This window comes from Streptomyces sp. NPDC091281, assembly GCF_044757425.1.
Lineage (GTDB): Bacteria > Actinomycetota > Actinomycetes > Streptomycetales > Streptomycetaceae > Streptomyces.
The window spans coordinates 1-3,194 of record NZ_JBIVUY010000027.1 but is presented as its reverse complement, the minus strand read 5'-3'; the positions used below and the strand labels follow the sequence as shown (position 1 = coordinate 3,194).

General features: G+C 71.9%; 1 protein-coding gene. It reads left to right on the top strand.

Annotated elements, in window-relative coordinates; all coding sequences use genetic code 11:
- The coding region (locus ACIQPQ_RS37530) for a condensation domain-containing protein (protein WP_401313432.1) at positions 1-3,194 on the top strand (3,194 nt) is incomplete at both ends.

The window sequence follows — 3,194 nt, the reverse complement described above, 5'->3', positions numbered from 1 at the left end:
CGCCCCGCCGACCTGGGCGCGAAGACCAGCAGCTACCAGCAGTGGGCGCAGCGCCTGGCCACACACGTCCGCTCCGGCGCCCTGGACCACGAACTCGACCACTGGCGCTCGGTCGACCCGGACGGGGCTCCCCCGCTGCCCGTCGACCACCCCGACGGCCGCAACGTCACGGCTGCCGAGCAGACGGTCGAGGTGCGCCTCGGCCCCGAGGAGACCGAGGCGCTGCTGCACCGCCTGCCGTCGGTGTACCGCACGCAGATCAACGACGTGCTGGTCACCGCACTCGGCCGCGCCCTGGCAGACTGGACGGGCGCCGACCGCCTGGTCCTGGGCCTGGAGGGGCACGGTCGGGAGGAGCTGTTCGAGGACCTGGACCTGTCGCGCACGGTCGGCTGGTACACCACCCACTTCCCGGTCGCCCTGACGCTGCCCGCCGGACGCGACTGGGGCGAAACGGTCAAGTCCGTCAAGGAGCAGCTGCGTGCCGTGCCGGGCCGCGGCCTCGGGTACGACGCGCTGCGCTTCCTGTCCGCACCGGGCACACCCGGTCACGCGTTGCGCGCGGACCGGCTCCCGCCCCTCAGTTTCAACTATCTCGGCCAGTGGGACGGCACGACGGCGCGGGACGGGCTGGTCCGCGACCGCCTGCCCGCCCTCGGCCATGACCACGCCCCGGACGAACCCCGCCCGTACCTCCTCGACATCGTCGGCATGGTCGAGGACGGCCGCCTCGGCTTCACATGGATCTTCTCCGGTGAAGTCTTCGACCGGCCGACGGTGGAGCGCGTGGCGGGTGAGCACGTGGCGGCGCTGCGCGCCCTCGTGGACCACTGCCAGGACCCGGCGGCCGGCGGCGCGACGCCGTCCGACTTCCCCCTCGCCGGGCTCGACCAAGTGGCCGTGGACCGCATCGCCGGCGACGGCCGGGACGTCGAGGACATCTTCCCGCTCACACCCATGCAGAGCGGCATGCTGTTCCACACCCTCGCCGAACCGGGCTCCGGTGCCTACTTCGAGCAGATGAGCTTCGTCCTCGACGGTGTGACCGAGCCCGGTCTGCTGGAGCGGGCCTGGCAGCACGTCACCGACCACCTGGAGGTTCTGCGCGGAGCCGTCGTGTGGGAGGGCGTCGACCGCCCGCTGCTGGTGGTGCGCCGGCACGTCACGACACCGGTCGTCCACCTCGACTGGCGCGACCTGAGCGCCGAGGAGCAGGAGCGCGCGCGGGAGCGCTACCTGGCGGAGGACCGGGAGTGCGGCATCGACCTGTCGGCCGCCCCGATGGCGCGGATCGTCATCGCCCGTACCTCGGACGCCTCCGTACGGGTAGTGCGCACCTCGCACCACGTGCTGCTGGACGGCTGGAGCACCTTCCAGATGCTCGACGAGCTGGCCTCGGCGTACCGGGCACTGGCCGCCGGTGAGGAGCCGTCGCTGCCCGCGCGGCGCCCGTTCAGCGCGTACGTGGAGTGGCTGGAACGCCAGGACCTGTCGGAGGCGGAGGCGTACTGGCGTGCGCTGCTGGACGGGTTCGACGAACCGACCGCGCTGCCGTACGACCGCCGTCCCACCGCCAGCCACCGCGCGCAGTCCACGGAACGCCTGGTGACGTGGCTCTCCGCCGACGCCTCACGACGCCTGTACGCGTTCGCCCGGACTCATCGGCTCACCGTCAACGCGGTGGTGCAGGGCGCCTGGGCGTTGCTGCTGTCGCGGTACGCCGGTGAGCGGGACGTCGTGTTCGGCGCCACCGTCTCGGGTCGCCTGGCGGATCTGCCGGGGGCCGACTCGATGGTGGGCATGCTCATCAACACCCTGCCGGTGCGGGTGTCCGTCGACGGCGACGCGCCGGTCGCCGAGTGGCTGGCCCGCGTGCAGGAAGCCCAGGTCGAGGCGCGCCAGTACGAGTACGTGCCGCTGCCGCGCATCCAGGGGTGGAGTCCTGTCGAACGCGGTACGAACCTCTTCGAGAGCCTGGTGGCGTTCGAAAACTTCCCCGTGGACGGCGACACCGGGAGGAGCGACGACGGCGTCCGGCTGCGGGAGCTGGAGGGCGCCGACGTCACGAACTTCACGTTGAACCTCGTGGCCTACGCGGGGGACGAGCTGGCGTACGCCCTCGCCTACGACCCGGAGCTGTTCGACGCGGCCACGGTCGGGCGGATGGCCGGGCACCTGGACGCCCTGCTCACCGGCATGGCCGAGGACCTGGCGCGGCCGGTGTCGGCCCTGTCCATGTTCGCCCCGGGGGAGGGGGAGCGGGTGGTGCGGGAGTGGGCGGTGACGCCCGGTTCCGCCCCGTGGGAGGGCACGATCCACGACCGGGTCGCCGCGTGTGCCGCCCACACGCCGGACGCGGTGGCCGTGACTTACGCGGGCAAGTCCCTGACCTACCGCCGGCTCGACGAGGCGGCCAACCGCCTGGCCCACCACCTGATCACTCTCGGCGCGGGACCGGAACGCCTGGCGGCCCTGTCCGTGGATCGGGGCCTGCAGATGGTCGTGGGCCTCCTCGGCATCCTCAAGTCCGGCGCCGCCTACGTACCGCTGGACCCGGCCTATCCCGCCGACCGCCTCGCCTACATGCTGGAGGACTCCGGCGCCACGATCCTCGTCACCCACCGAGGACTGAGCACGGGCCTGCCCGTGGACGGTGTCCGTGTGGTGGACCTGGACGCAGAGGCGGAGGTGATCGCCGGTCGGCCGGGGACTGCCCCGCAGACGGGTGGGTCGGCTTCGGAGCTGGCGTACGTCATCTACACGTCCGGCTCGACCGGCCGTCCCAAGGGGGTGGCGGTCGAGCACCGCACAGTCATGCATCTGATGGCCAACTCGCGGCCACTGTATGACTTCGGGCCGGAGGACGTGTGGACGGTGTTCCACTCCTACGCCTTCGACTTCTCCGTCTGGGAGCTGTGGGGAGCCCTCATGACCGGCGGCCGCGCCGTCGTCGTCCCCCACGACACCGCACGCGACCCCGAAGCCACGTGGGATCTGCTGCGCGACGAGCGTGTGACCGTCCTCAACCAGACCCCGTCCATGTTCCGCGAGCTGGCCGAGCAAGCCGCGCAGTCCTCCGCGCCCACCCTTCCGGATCTCCGCTGGGTGATCTTCGGTGGGGAGGCCCTGGAACCCAAACACATCACAACCTGGTTCGAACGCTACGCCTCGACCGGCACCCGCCTGGTCAACAT